Source organism: Acinetobacter baumannii (assembly GCF_009759685.1).
GTDB lineage: Bacteria > Pseudomonadota > Gammaproteobacteria > Pseudomonadales > Moraxellaceae > Acinetobacter > Acinetobacter baumannii.
The window spans coordinates 991,755-1,010,014 of sequence record NZ_CP046654.1; the positions used below are offsets into that span (position 1 = coordinate 991,755).

Below are 18,260 nucleotides of genomic sequence, written 5' to 3' on the forward strand. Positions count from 1 at the left end.
TTGAGTATCTCTTGCGACTAAGGGGCTAAACAGGGCAAAAAAGCTTATTGTATTTGCCAAAAACATCAAACTGATTAATGGTAAAAAAAATAAAGCCTGCATATCGCAGGCTTTATCAAAAACTTTAATAATGATTTTTTAGATTAAACACCAAGGTAATCTAAAATACCTTCAGCAGCTTGGCGACCTTCCCAGATAGCTGTAACCACAAGGTCTGAACCACGTACCATATCTCCACCAGCAAAGATTTTTGGGTTTGAAGTCTGGAATTTAAATTCTTGCTGTTCAGGTGCAACAACACGACCTGAACCATCAAGATTAATATTCACATTACCAAACCAGTCTGCTGGACTTGGACGGAAACCGAACGCAAGTAAAACTGCATCTGCCGGTAAAATTTCTTCCGAACCCGGAATTGGCTCAGGGCTACGGCGGCCACGACTATCTGGTTCACCCATCTGCGTCGTTACCACTTTTACGCCTGTCACTTTGCCATTCTCACCAACAATCTCGATTGGTTGACGGTTAAACAAGAACTTTACGCCTTCTTCATACGCATTTTTTACTTCACGTGCAGAACCCGGCATATTACTTTCATCACGGCGGTATGCACATGTTACGTCGTGGGCACCTTGACGTAATGAAGTACGGTTACAGTCCATTGCGGTATCACCACCACCAAGAACAATAACTTTCTTACCATCCATGCTAATGTATTCGCTTGGGTCCTTTTCCCATCCCTGACAACGGTTCACGTTAGAGATTAAGAAATCAAGCGCATCATAAACACCGTCAAGATCTTCACCAGGGAAACCACCTTTCATGTAGGTATAAGTACCCATTCCCATGAATACTGCATCATATTCAGCAAGTAATTCATCAATCGTGACGTCTTTACCAATTTCAGTATTTAAGCGGAATTCAATGCCCATGCCAGTGAAAATTTCACGGCGGCGCTTCATCACATCTTTTTCCATCTTGAATTCTGGAATACCAAATGTTAGTAAGCCACCAATCTCAGGACGCTTGTCAAATACCACCGGTTTAACACCACCACGAGCTAAAATGTCGGCACAGCCTAGGCCTGCTGGACCTGCACCAATGATTGCAACTTTTTTACCTGTCCACTTCACATGTGACATATCTGGGCGCCACCCCAAAGCAAAAGCCGTGTCATTGATATATTTTTCAGCATTACCAATAGTTACTGCACCAAAGCCATCATTTAAGGTACAAGCACCTTCACACAAACGGTCCTGCGGACATACACGACCACATACCTCAGGTAAAGTATTTGTTTGATGGCAAAGCTCAGCAGCCTGGAAAATTTGGCCTTCAGCAATGAGTTTTAGCCAATTTGGAATGTAGTTATGTACAGGACATTTCCATTCGCAATATGGGTTACCACAACCTAAACAACGGTGCGTCTGATTGGTTACAGTTTCCGAAGTAAAAGGTTTATAAATTTCCACAAACTCTGCTTTGCGGACAGTAATATCTTTTTTCTCTGGATCTTGACGTGGTACATCCAGAAATTGAAAGTCATTATTTAGGCGTTCTGCCATGTCTCTCTCCGTGGGTAGGCGCGGATTTCCTTGTTGCCCGCACCTGCCTATGTCTTTGCAGTCGTGGAATTATTGTGGGTCAGCTTGTGTAGTTTTCAAAAGCGATTGCAAGTTAGCAGCTTTTGGTTTCACAAGCCAGAATTTACGGCTGTAGAAGTCAAACTCATTGCGGATTTTGTAAGCCCAAGCACTACCTGTTTCCTTGATGTGCTCGTCAATAATACGCAACAAGAACTCTTTATGATCTTCCATAGATTCTGTTGAAATACGGGTTAAGTCAATTAACTCGTGGTTGTAGTAATCTACAAAGTCATTATCGAGGTCAAGCACGTAAGCAAAACCGCCTGTCATACCTGCACCGAAGTTATGACCCACTTTTCCAAGCACAGTCACAACACCACCAGTCATATATTCACAGCAGTGATCACCTGCACCTTCAATAACAGCAAACGCACCAGAGTTACGAACCGCGAAACGCTCACCTGCTGTACCTGCAGCAAATAACTTACCGCCAGTTGCACCATACAAACAAGTATTACCAATAATTGCTGTATTTTGTGTCTGGAAAGGTGAACCTTTTGGTGGGAAGATCGAAATACGACCACCAGCCATACCTTTACCTACATAGTCATTTGCATCACCTTCAAGACGGATGTGCAAACCACCAGCATTCCAAACACCAAGTGACTGACCAGCAGTACCTGTTAGGTTCATTACAACCGGATGTGCTTCCATACCCAAGTTGCCATAGCGACGAGCAATCTCACCCGATACACGTGCACCAATTGAACGGTCACAGTTCACGACATTAAAATTGAATTGACCACCAGCGCTTGACTCGATTGCAGGAAGCATTTCTTCGACCATTCTTTCAGCCAATACGCCCTTGTCAAACGGTGCATTACCTTCTACTTCACAATACTGTGCTTTACCTTCAGCAGCAGGATGAGAAGTTAATAATGCACTTAAATCAAGATGAGCATGTTTCTCTGTTTCACCCGGTAAGACTTCAAGTAAATCTACACGGCCAATCAAGTCTTTAAGTGAAGCTACACCAAGAGCTGCCAACCATTCACGCGTTTCTTCTGCAATAAAGTGGAAGAAATTAATGAGCATTTGTGGTTCGCCAATATAGTGCTCTTGACGTAAATGATCTTGTTGAGTCGCAACACCGGTCGCACAGTTGTTTAAGTGGCAAATACGTAGGTATTTACAACCTAATGCGATCATTGGTGTAGAACCAAAACCGAAACTTTCAGCACCTAAAATAGCCGCCTTAATAACATCAAGACCAGTCTTTAAACCACCGTCAGTTTGTACACGTACTTTGCCACGCAAGTCATTTACACGAAGTGCCTGATGCGCTTCACTCAAGCCAAGCTCCCATGGCGAACCTGCATGGTGAATTGATGAAAGCGGAGACGCAGCAGTACCACCGTCATAACCTGAAATGGTAATAAAGTCTGCATATGCTTTAGCAACACCTGCAGCAATTGTACCTACACCCGGCTCAGATACTAACTTCACAGATACCATGGCTTTCGGGTTAACTTGTTTCAAGTCAAAAATCAGTTGCGACAAATCTTCAATTGAGTAAATGTCATGATGCGGCGGAGGTGAAATAAGTGTCACACCCGGAACAGAGTAACGTAAACGTGCAATCAAGCCATTCACTTTACCACCTGGCAACTGACCACCTTCACCCGGTTTTGCACCTTGAGCAACTTTAATTTGCAAGACTTCAGCAGAAGTTAAATATGCAGGTGTTACACCAAAACGCCCAGATGCAATTTGCTTAATTTTGGAGTTACGAATTGTGCCGTAACGCGCAGGATCTTCACCACCCTCACCAGAGTTTGAACGACCACCAATGGTATTCATGGCAATTGCAATTGCTTCATGGGCTTCTGGAGAAAGCGCGCCTAATGACATCCCTGCCGAGTCGAAACGAGGCAAGATAGCTTCAACCGATTCAACTTGCTCAACCGGAATTGGATTGGTTGTTTTTAACTTAAATAAGTCACGAATAGTCGCGATCGGACGGTTATTCACTAACTCGGCATATTCTTTAAAGTCTTCGTATTTGCCAGAACGAACTGCCTTATGTAGCGAGTTAATCACGTCTGGGTTAAACGCATGATATTCTTTACCAAATACGAATTTCAGCAAACCACCTTGATCAATTGGTTTACGGTTAGACCAAGCTGTAGCCGCTAACTTTTTCTGGTCATTTTCAAGATCAACAAATGTTGCACCTTGGATACGACTAGGAACACCTAAGAAACATTGATCTACAACTTCAGAAGATAAACCAACTGCTTCAAATAACTGACCACCACGGTAAGAAGCTACTGTCGAGATACCCATCTTTGAAAGAACTTTTAATAAGCCTTTCTCGATACCTTTACGGAAGTTTGCCTGTGCATGGATTGGATCACCTAAAAGCTCACCTTTAGCAATCAAATCATTGATTACATCATATGCAAGGTATGGGTAAATGGCAGTAGCACCAAAACCGAGTAACACCGCAAATTGATGTGGATCACGTGCAAAACCGGTTTCAACCATAATGTTTGCATCAGTACGCAAACCAGTTTTTATGAGGTGATGGTGTACCGCACCTGTTGCAAGCGCAGCATTTGCAGGTAAATAACCTTGACGAATGTTTTTATCAGTTAAAACAATTAAGGTCTTACCATCACGAACAGCTTGTGCAGATTCTTCACAAATACGAGTAATCGCAGCTTGTAAACCTTCGGTTTCAGCATAGTTCAGATCAATATCAACCGCCTCATAACCCGCACGTTCAATGCTACGAATTTGCTGCATTTTTGAATTTGATAAAACCGGGCTAGAGATGATGATACGATCAGCATGTTCAGGGCCTTGTTCGAATACGTTCTGCTCACGACCCAAACAGGTTTCAAGTGACATAACAATTGACTCACGTAATGGGTCAATTGGTGGGTTTGTCACCTGTGCAAACTGTTGACGGAAGTAATCGGTCACATGACGTACTTGACGAGACAATACAGCCATTGGTGTATCGTCACCCATAGAACCAACAGCTTCCTGACCGCTCTCAGCGATTGGACGTAACAACTGATCGCGCTCTTCAAATGTCACCATAAACATTTTTTGAGCCGCTTTTAATGCATCGCCAGTTAAACCTTTATCAACAAGTTGTTCTTCAAGTTCCGGGTTTGCATTTAAGCGAATTGCATGGTCACGTAACCACTCACGGTACGGACGCATGTTTTTCAAGTGATTGCTAACGTCTTTAGTATCAAGCACTTTACCTGTAAGGGTGTCTACAACCAAGATTTGACCAGGACCTACACGACCTTTTGATACTACATCTTCTGGCTCATAGCCCCAAACACCAATTTCAGATGCCAAGGTAATGTAATCATTTTTGGTAATAACCCAACGCGCAGGACGTAAACCATTACGGTCAAGCATACAAATCGCATGACGACCATCTTGAATAACGAGGCCTGCCGGACCATCCCAAGCTTCCATATGTTTTGAGTTGAACTCATAGAATGCACGCAAGTCTGCATCTAAAGTTTCAACGTTCTGCCAAGCTGGTGGCACGAGCATACGTAAAGCACGGAATAAATCCATACCACCGCCCACCAGAATCTCAAGCATATTATCTAAACTTGAAGAGTCCGAACCTGTACGGTTTACAATCGGGTTAAGCTCAGTAAGACCTGGCAATAATGGGTTTTCAAATTTAGGAGTACGCGCTAATGCCCAGTTACGGTTTGCTGTAATTGTGTTGATTTCACCATTATGCGCAAGATAACGGAATGGCTGAGCTAATGGCCAACGCGGTAATGTATTTGTAGAGAAACGTTGGTGGAATACCACGATATGTGATTTTAAACGCTCATCTGCCAAGTCTGTATAAAACTCGGCAATCGCCGCAGGCATCATTAAGCCTTTATAGCTAATAACTGTCGAGCAAAGCGTAGTCACGTAAAATAACGGATCATTTTGGAGTTGTTGTTCCGCACGGCGACGCGCCAAGAATAACTTACGGTTAAATTCAACCTCAGTTACGCCCATTGGACAGTTCACAATGACTTGCTCAAAAGCAGGTAAAGATTGAAGCGCGATTTCACCCAATGCATCGTTGTTTGTTGGAACGATACGCCAAGCAAGTACACGTAAACCTTCTGACTCAATTTCTTTCGTTAAAATATTTTTAGAGTGCTGTGCTAATGCTGGATCAATATTTAAAAATACCGTACCCACAGCAAAAATTTCACTCAGTGTAATATCACTCAGTTTTTTTGCTTCATCACGGAAAAATTGCTTTGGCATCGCCAATAATAAGCCGCAACCATCTCCCGTCTTGCCATCTGCGGCAATACCACCACGGTGCGTCATGCAACTTAAACTGTGAATCGCGGTTTCTACTAGATGATGACTTGATTCACCCTTCATATGGGCAATCAGTCCAAAACCACAGTTATCCTTAAACTCATCAGGCTGATATAAACCTTGAGCGGGAGCTACAGTATTAGGCGATGGCATGTGCATAGCGTACCCTTCTTTCAATAAGGCTCTTTCGAGCGTCAAACAAACAACTTCTTTTTGCGATAGTGCCTATGGACGATAGTTAGCTCAATGTTTCGCAAAAAAAAATTTTGGGCGGATAAGCCAATATACGCTGTTCCATTTTTACGTACACTGGTTTTTGCTAGAAAAATGTTTTGACTTATTTCGCACTCTTTTAAAGCAGTTCGACCCCACGACTCTGCATAGAATTCACTTCTTAGAGGCTAAAATAGTTTGCAGCACATTAATAAGCACAACAATAAAGCAAAAAGTGTGCCAAAATAGAAAAATAGGCCTAAATCTTTATATTTATTATAAATATAATTATTTTATTCACGTTATCATGTTAAAAAATGACTAAATATGCACCACATCTGGTCAAAAAATATTAATACACCTTATATTTGCACTATTTTAGAGCACGACTTAAGGTGATTTAGTTCCCTCTTGTGCCCTCATTTGTAGCATTTTTGGGTTGATTCTCACTAACCCGTGTCTGTGCAGGTTTATTTGGCTGATCAATATTAGAATTCGATTGCTGTACATCAACCACATTCCCTGCCGCATCACGACGCACAATAGTAGTTTTTGTAGCTGAGTTAGTATTAGCAGGTTTTGGCTGAGTGTTTAGGGTACCACTCGCTGGAGCTGACATTAATAAAGATTCATCAATTCTAGGCAAAGCCGCTGGACGCAATCTAACTTCATATAACTGATTATTGCCACCTTTCATCTCATCTGCCCCCAAATCATTTACCAGTGGGGCATAACTTGAGAACTGCTGTGGCTGAGGTTTAACCGAATCAGGTAACTGCAAATTAATCTGTGTTAATTGCTGAACCGCATCTTCTGAACGTTTGAATGTTCCGTAAGCCAACACATATTGTTCTGCTTGTTGTTCTCCGCTTAAGCGGAAATAAATAAACTTATTACGATCAGTACGACTTTTTAAAAAGTTTTTAATGATGTCTTCATCAGAAGCTCTGAATAACTCAAGCGTCCATTGTTTTTTATTTTCATTAATAAATTTTGTGCCACGAAACTCAGGCTCATGTTCACCTGACGCCACAGTTCGCGTTGTTAAATCCAGTGGACGAACCTCGTCAGCTAAAGCACCTAAGTTAGGAGTGGTTGCAACTTTCTCTGGCTGAATTTGTACAGGTGCATCGGAATCAGCTGACTTTTCAACCTCAACCAGTTTTTTATTATCAGTTATGACCCAAAAAATAAAAGCAAGGAATAAGCAGACAATACCACCAACCAACCAGATATATTGTTGAACATTCTGCCAAAGTGTACGTGATACAGTCATGCTTTACCTTATTTGTTATCCGTGTTGATTCGCCAAAATAGCTTGTTTCATAAGTTCAACATCAAAGTCTTTGGTAATTACAGCTTGTCCGAGTTGTTTTAACAACACCAAACGTAATTGCCCATTAAGAACTTTTTTGTCATGAGCCATATATCCAAGGAAATCATCCAATGGAATTTGTGGACATGATATCGGCAAATTCGCACGTTGAATGATTTTTTTTGTACGTGCCACATCTTCATTTGAGATCCAGCCCAAACGTTGTGATAAATCTGCCGCCATAACCATTCCAGTTGCGACAGCTTCACCATGCAACCAAGTCCCATAACCTAGATACGACTCAATCGCATGGCCAAAAGTATGGCCTAAGTTAAGTAAAGCACGTTCCCCTTGCTCTTTCTCATCGTTGGCAACAATGCGGGCTTTGTGAGCACATGAACGATAAACAGCCTCTGCTAAAAGGTCAGCATCTCTTGCAACCAGGCCATCCATATTTTCTTCAAGCCAAACCAGGAAATCTTCATCACCCAAAAGTGCATATTTAATTACTTCGGCTAAACCTGCCGAAAGCTCACGTTCTGGCAATGTATTCAATTGTGCCATGTCAGCTAAAACAACTTGTGGTTGCTGAAAAGCACCTAACATATTCTTGCCAAGCGGATGATTAATTCCTGTTTTTCCACCAACACTTGAATCTACTTGTGAAAGTAAGGTCGTAGGAACCTGTACAAAGTAAACGCCACGTTGGAAACAAGCAGAAGCAAAACCAGCCATATCACCAATGACACCACCACCTAAAGCTAAAACCGTACAATCACGGTTAAAACCAGCTTCAAGCAATGCATCAAAAATTAAGTTTAAATGCTGAATATCTTTATACTTTTCGCCATCAGGTAAAATACAGGTCGCAACCGTTTTACCTAGACTTTTCAAAGCTTCCTGATAGTGGCTTAAATATAAAGGTGCAACCGTAACATTACTCACAATCATGACCTGTTGACCATGAATGTAAGGCTCTAGTAATTGTTTCGGGTCAAGTTGGCTACCAATGAAAATAGGATAACGGCGTTCGCCTAATTCAACATGTAAAGTTTGCATGAATTTATAAAACCACTAGTCAGTTCGTCTATTTTAACTTGTTCGATAGAATAAGTTGCAAAATCTTTTGGGCAAGATCACGTGCAGCACCTTGATTCGTTTCAATCGTATAGTGTGCAACTTCACGATACAGAGGATCTCTGATCTTTAATAAATCCCGCAATTTTTGTTCAGGATTTTCAACTTGTAATAAAGGTCTATTTTTATCGCGATAGGTTCTTTGTAGTTGTAATTCGACAGGAGTATATAGATAAACAACGATTCCACGTTGCTTTAAAAACTCCCGATTAGGCGCCTGAGTAATAGCACCGCCACCTGTGGCAAGCACTAATGCCTTACGTGAAGTAAGCTCATTTAAAACGACAGTTTCACGCGTACGGAAGCCGACTTCTCCCTCTTTTTCAAAAATCCAGGGAATAGTTGCCCCTGTCTTGCGTTCAATTTCATGATCACTATCTAAAAATTCACGCCCTAATAGTTCTGCTAAATGACGTCCAACGGTTGTTTTTCCTGCCCCCATGGGCCCTACCAAATAAATATTTGGTAGGGTTTCAAACGCTTTGCTTGGCAAGGCGCCACCTATTTCAATTGCTTTCATTAAAAAATATATTAATGATTTCTCGCTAAAGTGTCATTAACAATTCGTGGTGTAACGAAAATCAGCAACTCTTGTTTATCATCAGACTTTACATCTTTTCTAAATAAACGCCCAACAACAGGAATATCACCAAAGAAAGGAACTTTGGTTTGTGAATTCATAGTTGTTTGCTCAAAAACACCACCCAAAATGACAGTTTCGCCATTATCTACCAATACATTGGTGTTGATATTATTTTTATTTAAAATCAACTCTCCATTTGGAGCCGCACCCGCTACAGAATCCTTAGAAATATCCAACTTCATTTGAATCTTGCCATCAGGTGTAATACTTGGTGTCACATTTAAACTCAGCAAAGCATCTTTAAAAGATGTTGTAGCAGTTGAACCTGCTGCAGAGTTAGTTGTAGATTGATATGGAACTTGTTGACCAGTTGCAACTTTTGCTGTTTGTTTATCGGCAGTCATGACTTTAGGGGTAGAAATAACCTCACCATAACCATCCGCTTGTAAAGCAGACAATTCAAGATCTAACATAAAGTCAGACATACTAATCAAGCCAAAAGCAATACTTCCTGCAGGATTAGAAACCCCTAAATCCACGTTTAAGTTATCTGGGCGCTCAATCGTATATTTATACCCACCAGTAGTTTCATCTTTCTTCGGTTCGCGTAAATTCCATAAAGTTGTTTCACTACCGCCAACCAGCAAATTGTTGTTATTGGTAATACCTTGCGACAGAATGCCCCACTTCACACCAAGTTCTTTGGTAAATGAAGTAGAGGCTCTGACAATACGTGCTTCAACCATAACCTGTTTAACTTGCACATCAAGCAAGTCAATCATTTTACGAATTTGATCAATTGACTGAGCAGTATCATTAATAATAAGAGTATTGGTTCGGTCATCTTGAGTAATAGTGCCACGCGGGCTAAGCAAACTACCCACATTATTGCCTAGACTATCAACTCCAGTATTTAAATTGGTTGAAGTTGAGGTCCCTCCACCAGAAGTATGTTGTAAGCCATTACTATTATTTGAGCCTTGTGTAATGAGACCCATAATATCGCCAGCTTTAGCATACTTCAGTTGAATATACTCAGTCTGTAAGGGTGCAAGTTTGACACTTTGTGCAACAGCTTTCGCTTCTTCTTCTTCCGCTTTAATCAATTCTGCAACTGGAGCAATCCAAATCACATTGCCGTTACGGCGTTTATCAAGATTTTTAGTTTTTAAAATAATATCAAGCGCCTGATCCCAAGGTACATCTTTTAAACGTAGTGTGATATTACCTTGTACACTATCGGCAGCTACCATATTGATGCCTGTAAAATCAGCAAGCAATTGCAACACACGACGTACTTCAATATCCTGGAAGTCTAATGAAAGTTTATTTCCCGAATAATTCGGCGTTTTATATAAAGAGGTAACATTTTTATCTTGGGGACGTTTCAAACTGATCGTGAGCTTATTCTCTGCCTGATAGGCCATATATTCATAGCTACCAGAGGACTGGATAGTTATTACACCAACCCCTTTATCATTATAAGCATCGATACTTGAAACCGGTGTTGCAAAATCATTTACATTTAAGCGACGTGCTAAATGTGTCGGGATTTTTGTACCTATTGTTCTTATAACGACTTTACTACCCTGCTGCTGAACATCTACAGGCGTATTACTTCCTAAAAGATCTACAACAACCAGACCTTCTCCCTGACTACCACGTTGAAAGCCAATATTTGAAACACCTTGTGGTTGTGCTGAGACCACAGGTAGCGGGTTATTACTTGTTTGAGCAGAATTAATTTTTAAAATAAAGGTATTACCTTCTACTCGTGTTGTAAATGCTCCAGCATCTTTTAGGTTTACAGTTAAACGTGAACGCTGGTCATCTGAAGTAACATCTACAGAACTAGCCTCATTAGTTGCAACACTAATTTTAGACTGTTTTAAACCTTGCTGTGCCTTATCAAAATCAAGGATTAAACGTGAAGGATTTTCAAGTTGGTAAGCTTGTGGTTGTGGTGGCAAGCCATTAAACATGACTCTAATTTCTGTGCCCTGACCTGCAATTTGCATTGGTACAATGTTGGTCATGCTGACCTGTGCAGATGCAGCCTGCATAATCGCAATAGCTACAGCCCCCATAGAAAACTGACGGAATACGTGATTCATTGTCTGACCATCCCCAATTAAATAATCTTTAAAAATATTTTTTCGTTGTTATTCCCTAAATTTTAGGGTGCAGGCCCAATCAAGACCAAGGTTCTTGGTCTTTCGACATAGCCTTCTCGACCATCAGGTACGATTTCAACCAGATCAATCTGGGTTGGACTAATATGGGTAATACGGCCCTGATTCATACCCATATAGTTACCCACTTGTACCCGTTCAATCTGCTGATCCGGTGTCTGGATCAAGGCCAATATCTGCCCTCGATTATTTCGCATGCTCCCTTTCATATTTAAAGCTTCAAGAGCATAACTTTCGAGTGGTTGCGGCGCACGTGAGAAATTCGGATAAACCCGTTTCCCCGCCATAATCTTGAGCTCGGCAGCCAGAGAACTTGGCATAAATGGGCTTTTTAATTGATGAGCAGCGTAATTAAATTGCGGTACAGGAGTAAAAATCGGTGCTGGTTCAATAGGGAGTGGCGGCTGATTACGAATATTGGCCATTTCCTGATTTACTGCATCAATTCTTGAATCACAACCGACAAGCACAGCACACGCCAAAACATAAAGAGTAATTTGCTTAATTTTCATCATAACTCTCCTATTTCGGCTGAACAGTAGTGTTCGTTGAAGCAGATGCTGCTGGAGCTTTGCCTGTTTGCTCCGATGTATCTGTTGCCCCTACGTATCGGTATGTTTTTGCTTTAATGGAATAGTTCAGCACAGGAATATCAGACTTGTTATCTTTAGCTGGCGATACATCAACAGTAAAATCGTGCATGGTTACAATACGAGGCAAAGCAGCGATACTACTTACAAAAGCTCCAAATGCGTGATAGTCCCCGGTCGCTTCTATGGCAATTGGTTGCTCAATAAAAATTTCCTGCTTTACTTCATCTTCCAAGCGAATATTTTTAAATTTCAATCCAGAGTTCACTCCTGTTAAGTTGATATCTTCAACTAAACTCGGAATCTCAGTTTCTTTTGGTAACTGCTCTAGTTGCTGGTTGAAATTTGCCTGCATTTCTTGAAGCTGTACCTGATACTGTTGCAGGTTACGTAATTTCGAGTCTTTTTCACGAAATTCGTTTAATAAATTGCTTTCCTGAGCTTGAGCATTATCAATAGCTTGTAATTTCGGTTGAATAACAATGAAATACCCCAAAGCTAACACAGCAAAGAAAATAAAAATCCAACACGTAATTTTTACAGATATTGGCCAACTACCGTAGTTGTTCATATCCAGCGTATTAAATTGCTGAAGGAATTTATCGAGATTAAATTTCTTTTTCTTTGCAGATAATTGTTCTAATGACAATTCTTGAAGTTCGTCTTGACTCATTTAGCAGCCCCCACACTTTCACCAGCAGATGGCTTAGCAGAATCATCCGTTGTGGTCACGCCCATTTCCCCCAAATCGACAGTCACAACAAAACTACCATAGTGGTCTTCCACCCTAGGAAGAAGAGAACTTGCAGCCTTATCTTTTTTCTCTTCATTAGCCAAGAAAGAGTTCATAAAAGCATTACGATACCAAGGAGATGCTTCAAGATTACGGAGTAGTTCGGCTACTGTATTTGGACTTTCAGCTTTACCTTCAATCGTAAACTTATCTCCGGTTCGGCTAAATTTCGTTAAATACATAGCTGATGGTGTGACTCGAACTAACTCATCAACAAGTCTTACCACTACTGGACGTTGACTCTGCAAACCTTGAATCAACTTCATGCGTTCAATAATGGCATCACGCTGTTCCTGTAAGCCGTTTAATGTTTTTAATTGCTGATCAAGGTTCTGATTTGTGCTCATAATGAGCTGATTCGCTTGCTCTTGATCATCTAATTTATGGTCAAAATAAAACTATCCCCCAAATACGGTTGTAATCCCCAAAACAACCACCCCAAAACATAACGTTATAAATTGTTTTTTTCGTTGCTCCCTCAGCTCTTCGCGCCAAGGCAGTAAATTAATTGTTGCCATTAATCAAAACTCCTTAAAGCCAAGCCACATGCCACCATTAAAGATGAAGCATCATTTTCAATTTTTTGAACGTCGACTTGAGGAGAAAAGCCCATTTGTAAAAACGGGTTGGCAATCGTGACACGGTAACCTAATTTTTGCTGCAAAAGCTTGGCAAGGCCTGGAATATTCGCATTTCCACCAGCGAGCAAAATATGGTCTATTTCGTTAAATTGGGATGAAGAAAAGAAAAATTGTAGTGAGCGGGCCGCCTGCTGCACTACCGCATCTAGAAATGGGTCTAGCACTTCAATTTCATAATCATCTGGTAAAGAACGATCTTTTTTCGCTCTGCTTGCTTCTTCTAAAGACAAACCATAACGACTTTGAATTTCAAGCGTAAGTTGTTTTCCGCCGAAAACCTGCTCTCGTGTATAAATAATCTTGCCATTTTGCATGACAGATAATGTCGTCATGATATGGCCGATATCTAAAATCCCTATGGTATTTGCACCCATCGGTAAGCTATCAGCAAACACGCTAAAAGCGCGCTCAACCGCGTAACTTTCGACATCAGCCAATTTAGGATTTAAATCTGCCAATTCAAGCACTTCAACGCGTGTTTCAACGTTTTCTGTTCTTGTGGCGACCAAGAGCACATTTACACGATTTGGATTCGCAAGACGATCGGGCAAAACCTCAAAATCAAGGCTCACCTCATCTAAAGGGAACGGTATATACTGCTCCGCATCTACACGAATCTGAACTTCGCGTTCGTCATCGCTCATATCTGCATCCATTTCGATAGTTTTATGAATAACCGTCGATGTCGGAACAGCAATTGCAGCATGAGTGGTTTGGGGATTTGCTAAATTCATCGCCCGTTCCAAAGCCTCTGCAACTGCTTCTGGATTTAAGATATTTTTTTCAACTACACTGTTTTCGGGTAAAGGCATCAAAGCATAGCTTTCTACCCAATATTTACCGTTCTTGACAGAGAGCTCTAACAACTTAACAGAAGTCGAACTAATATCGACACCCATTAACCCCTTATTAGGTTTACGATATAACCTGAGCACACTATTGTCCTATTATTTTTTTATCCCCAAAAAAATTACAAACCAATAATCTCGGTCTTTATTTTTACACGGATACAATATCTCATCTAACAATCCGCATGTCTAAAGGCTATACTGACCACAATTAGTTTGTATTCGATCTTATTAAAGCTTACTTATCATGAAAAAGCTATCCAGTTTGGGCTTCGTGCGTCCAATTTTTTTGATCATTATTATTATCTTAGTCTCACTTCCGATGGGATTCTATGGCATGTATCTCTATATTGCCCCAACGCTTCCGGAAATGAGTTCACTAAAAAAAGCACCGCTTTTAAAACCATTGCAAGTCTATACAGCCGATAATCAACTCATTGCTGAATACGGTGGTAAACTTTCTATTCCGGTTGAATACAAACAAATTCCTCCTAATTTTATTCATGCATTCCTAGCAGCAGAAGATTCTTCTTTCTTTGAACATAGCGGCATTAGTTTTAAAGGTTTAGGCCGTGCTTTGAGTGAAAGTGTTACGGGTTCTGATGTACAAACTGGTGGCTCAACCATCACGATGCAGGTCGCAAAGAACTATTATTTGAGTCCAGAAAGAACTTTAAAACGCAAACTAACAGAAATCTTTTTGGCTCGAAAAATTGAGCAAAACTTATCTAAAGAAGACATCTTAAGCCTCTATGTAAATAAGATTTTCTTAGGTAAAAATGCTTACGGTATCGCAGCGGCTGCAAAGATTTACTACAACAAAAGCATTAATGAGCTCAGCATTGCCCAAATGGCCATGATTGCCGGCTTGCCTAAAGCACCATCTAAATATAATCCAGTTGTTAACCCTGAGCGTGCACTTGAACGTCGCAACTGGATTTTAGGCCGAATGCTTCAACTTGGTTATATCTCTCAAGCGGAATATCAAAAGGCCGTTGCAGAGCCAATCAATTTGAATATGCCCAACCGTGACCTAAATAATATTCACCCCTACGCAGGTGAAATGGTCCGCTCAGAGCTTGTAAAACATTTTGGTGAACAAGCAATTGATTCTGGTTATAAAGTCTACACAACAATTAATGCGAAACGCCAAGCGATTGCGGAAAAAGCTGTGCAGGACGGTCTTGAAGCTTATGACCGTCGTCATGGCTGGCGTGGTGCAGAAGCACATGATAAGCCATTAAGCGAATTTAGAGCATATGCCAACACTTATCCGGCGCAAGTCACCAAGGTAAATAGCAGCTCTTTTGAAGCATTAATGCAAGATGGCTCAACAGTAACCGTGCAATGGTCCGGCATGTCATGGGCCCGTCCCTATCGCAATGCAAATAGCGTAGGGGCAGCGCCTTCTCGTGCATCTCAAATTGTTAAAGTTAAAGATATTGTTCGTTTACGCCCAAATGAAGCTAAAACTGCGTGGTCACTAGTTCAAGTACCAAAAGTTCAAGGTCAGCTCATTGCAATTAACCCAAACGATGGCTCAATTGAAGCAATTGTAGGTGGTTATAATTTCTATCAATCAAAATTTAACCGTGCTTTACAAGGCTGGCGTCAGCCAGGTTCTACCATCAAACCATTCCTCTATGCTTTAGCATTAGAACGTGGCATGACACCTTATAGTATGGTGAATGATAGCCCTATTACGATTGGCAAGTGGACACCGAAGAACTCTGATGGTCGCTACCTAGGCATGATCCCGTTACGCCGTGCTTTGTATTTGTCTCGTAATACGGTTTCAGTAAGACTTTTACAAACTGTAGGAATTGAACGTACTCGCCAATTATTCATGGATTTTGGTTTACAAGAGGATCAAATTCCACGTAACTACACCATTGCTTTAGGTACGCCTCAAGTATTACCAATTCAAATGGCAACTGGTTATGCAACATTCGCAAACGGTGGTTACCGTGTTCAACCGCATTTTATTCAGCGTATTGAAGATGCATACGGTAAAGTCATTTACGAAGCCAAGCCAGAATATGCATGTATTCCATGTATTAATGCTCCTGAGACAACTGACGATGCACAGGTAACTACTCCAGACGATCAAGTTATTGAAGTCACAAATAAAGAGCTAGAGCAGAAAGAAAAGACAACCAAACAACTCAATCTTAAACAGACGGACAAAAATAACAGTCAATATCGTCAAGCTCAGCGCATTTTAAAATCAAGCTCTGCTTATGACATGGCAAATATCTTACGTGACGTAATTGAGCATGGTACAGGTCGTGCTGCACTCAAGATCGGCCGTAGTGATTTAGGAGGTAAAACAGGTACGACTAACGATGCAAAAGATGCATGGTTTGCAGGTTTTAATGGCAAGTTAGTAACTGTAACATGGGTTGGTTTTGACCAGCCGACTACACTTGGTCGCCGTGAGTATGGTGGTATTGCTGCACTACCAATCTGGATTAACTTTATGGGTCAAGCATTGCAAGGTACACCAGCTGCTTGGGTTCGTTTAGAAAAAGATGCTCAGGCACCTATTTCTCGCGATAAGCAAGAAGTCACAACTGAAGTAGGCGATAAGAAAACCTATCGTGCTGCCCCTCCATTAGCACGCCCACTCTATCGTCCTGCACCACCACAACCTAAAACCACCAATAATGACTTCGATGACTTACCGGGTGAGGAAATTGTGATTCCTTCCAAGACAACACCTCCAGCGATGAAACCTTCGCAAGGGGCAGCGCCGAAGCGTGAAAAAGATGAATTAGAAAACTTGATTAATCAAATTGAATAAAAATAAAAAAGCCATCGTTAGATGGCTTTTTTATTACGCTTTTGAAAAAGATAAATTTGAAAAGATGCGGTCACTTGTAAGTGTGCTTTCTGTTCTAATTGCATACGACGTTCTGGAGATGCCTTATAAGCATAGGGAGTCATAGCAATAAGATTTTTTAAAGCCTGCTGGTCAAGTACTAAAGGAGCATCAATAACTTGCTGCTCTTTCAACTCAAATAAATCTTGCAATTGTTCAACAAATTTCTGTGGTGTGTGAGGATTAACCTGTTCAAACAACGCCTCACGCATCGCATACAAATGATCGGTTGCCGGGGTCACAACAATTAAATAACCATCATCTTTTAAAACACGCAGAATTTCCGTTTGGGGAATCGGGCTAAAAAGACTCGTACACACATCCATGCTTTGATCGATGACCGGTAAAGTTGCTCCTGTACCAACCACCCATGTCACTTTGTCATTTAACTTTGCTGCGCGTTGTACTGCATTTTTTGCAATATCTACACCTATACACTGTTCAACGACCTGTTGCATTGCACTGGTGTAATAGCCCTCACCACAGCCAATATCAAGTACCGTTTTAGCTTTAAGTTGTTTCAGCAAATGAACTACTGCTTGCTGTAAAGGTTGATAATAGCCACCTTGTAAAAAAGCACGGCGCGCATCTACAGACTCAGGAGTATCTCCCGGATTTTTACTATGTTTGTGCTGTACAACATGTAAGTTCACATAACCTTGCTTTGCAATGTCATAGCTATGGCCCTGTTCACACCGCCATGTTTTGCTTACCAGCTCAAGTCGTTGACGACACACAGGGCACATTAAATTTTGCGTAGTCACGTTTAATTATTCTCTTGTTCTTTTTGTTGTAAATAAGCCTTAGCATGCATTCCAACAAATGTACGGCCTGCATTTGTTCCCTTAATCCATTCATCTACTTCAAACAAATCAAACAAGCCCACTTTAACTAAAGTTGGAATTGCGATCTTCAACTCTTCTTCAATTTGCCCTCTTTGCCCCGCATTATAGAGTTCAATATTATGCAGCATCGTCGCGACAGTTCCCGTTTGCACCTGACTTCCATCTTTAAGCACAACTTGAGGTAAGACTTCGCCCTCTCCAACTACTTTTTGATTAATTACAGATAATTGGTCTAGACCAGCAACTTTTGTCATTTACCTCTCCA

The 18,260-nt window shown here is 41.1% G+C and carries 12 protein-coding genes and 1 pseudogene; 1 reads left to right on the plus strand and 12 read right to left on the minus strand.

What is annotated here, in order from left to right:
• Positions 1-143 precede the first annotated feature (143 nt).
• The 10 genes and pseudogenes from GO593_RS04725 to GO593_RS04770 form a co-directional block, all read right to left on the minus strand.
• Positions 144-1,565: a glutamate synthase subunit beta gene (locus tag GO593_RS04725; protein ID WP_000840831.1), complete on the minus strand. Its 1,422-nt coding sequence runs from the start codon at positions 1,563-1,565 to the stop codon at positions 144-146.
• Between the two features lie 69 nt (positions 1,566-1,634).
• A complete protein-coding gene (gltB, locus tag GO593_RS04730; RefSeq protein ID WP_001139944.1) occupies positions 1,635-6,110 on the minus strand; it encodes a glutamate synthase large subunit in 4,476 nt (1,491 codons plus the stop codon).
• A gap of 460 nt (positions 6,111-6,570) precedes the next feature.
• A complete protein-coding gene (locus GO593_RS04735) occupies positions 6,571-7,446 on the minus strand; it encodes a hypothetical protein (RefSeq protein WP_000218797.1) in 876 nt (291 codons plus the stop codon).
• A 15-nt stretch (positions 7,447-7,461) separates the two neighbouring features.
• Positions 7,462-8,544 (minus strand): 3-dehydroquinate synthase, encoded by a 1,083-nt coding sequence (aroB, locus tag GO593_RS04740; protein WP_001194003.1) that lies wholly within the window; start codon positions 8,542-8,544, stop codon positions 7,462-7,464.
• 28 nt (positions 8,545-8,572) lie between these two features.
• Positions 8,573-9,142: a shikimate kinase AroK gene (aroK, locus tag GO593_RS04745; protein ID WP_000643712.1), complete on the minus strand. Its 570-nt coding sequence runs from the start codon at positions 9,140-9,142 to the stop codon at positions 8,573-8,575.
• A gap of 11 nt (positions 9,143-9,153) precedes the next feature.
• Positions 9,154-11,319, minus strand: coding sequence for a type IV pilus secretin PilQ family protein (pilQ, locus tag GO593_RS04750; RefSeq protein WP_001017037.1), 2,166 nt, complete (start codon positions 11,317-11,319; stop codon positions 9,154-9,156).
• Between the two features lie 62 nt (positions 11,320-11,381).
• A complete protein-coding gene (locus tag GO593_RS04755; protein ID WP_000695065.1) occupies positions 11,382-11,909 on the minus strand; it encodes a pilus assembly protein PilP in 528 nt (175 codons plus the stop codon).
• Positions 11,910-11,919: 10 nt separating this feature from the next.
• A complete protein-coding gene (locus GO593_RS04760; RefSeq protein WP_000076101.1) occupies positions 11,920-12,660 on the minus strand; it encodes a type IV pilus inner membrane component PilO in 741 nt (246 codons plus the stop codon).
• A pseudogene (locus GO593_RS04765) lies at positions 12,657-13,298 on the minus strand (PilN domain-containing protein). The gene GO593_RS04760 and the pseudogene GO593_RS04765 overlap by 4 nt, the downstream one beginning before the upstream one ends.
• On the minus strand, positions 13,298-14,356 hold the full coding sequence (locus GO593_RS04770) for a pilus assembly protein PilM (RefSeq protein WP_005143496.1): 1,059 nt from the start codon (positions 14,354-14,356) through the stop codon (positions 13,298-13,300). The pseudogene GO593_RS04765 and the gene GO593_RS04770 overlap by 1 nt, the downstream one beginning before the upstream one ends.
• 160 nt (positions 14,357-14,516) lie before the next feature.
• Between GO593_RS04770 and ponA the strand changes: the two genes are divergently transcribed.
• Positions 14,517-17,072, plus strand: a complete 2,556-nt coding sequence (gene ponA / locus GO593_RS04775; RefSeq protein WP_000736672.1) for a penicillin-binding protein PBP1a — start codon at positions 14,517-14,519, stop codon at positions 17,070-17,072.
• 17 nt (positions 17,073-17,089) lie between these two features.
• Here ponA and GO593_RS04780 read toward each other — a convergent pair whose 3' ends face one another.
• Together GO593_RS04780 and GO593_RS04785 are read right to left on the minus strand one after the other, a co-directional pair.
• Complete coding sequence (locus GO593_RS04780; protein WP_001990541.1) at positions 17,090-17,914, minus strand: putative RNA methyltransferase; 825 nt, start codon at positions 17,912-17,914, stop codon at positions 17,090-17,092.
• Between the two features lie 2 nt (positions 17,915-17,916).
• Positions 17,917-18,249, minus strand: coding sequence for a DUF7709 family protein (locus tag GO593_RS04785; protein WP_000169602.1), 333 nt, complete (start codon positions 18,247-18,249; stop codon positions 17,917-17,919).
• Positions 18,250-18,260: the final 11 nt, after the last annotated feature.